Annotated in this window: 1 protein-coding gene; it reads left to right on the forward strand. The window is 61.9% G+C overall.

The window, feature by feature from the left end:
* Window positions 1-202: hypothetical protein (locus BFQ04_RS00465; RefSeq protein ID WP_139111876.1), on the forward strand; the 202-nt coding region annotated here is incomplete at both ends.

The following is a 202-nucleotide window of genomic DNA, read 5'->3' on the forward strand; positions in this document are numbered from 1 at the left end:
AACGCCAACAAGGCCAACTGCTCAGCCACTACCACTACGACGACCAAAACCGCCTGCACGCCCACGCCGTCACCCAACAGCAAAACCACCTCTATCAACGCCAATACGACTACGACAAAGCCGGCAACCTCACCCGCCTGCTCGACACCCGCAAAGGCGAACACCGTTACCGCTACGACCCGCTCCAGCGCCTGACCCGCGC

Origin of the sequence: Pseudomonas sp. 37 R 15 (genome assembly GCF_900004865.1) — a bacterium.
GTDB lineage: Bacteria > Pseudomonadota > Gammaproteobacteria > Pseudomonadales > Pseudomonadaceae > Aquipseudomonas > Aquipseudomonas fluorescens_AM.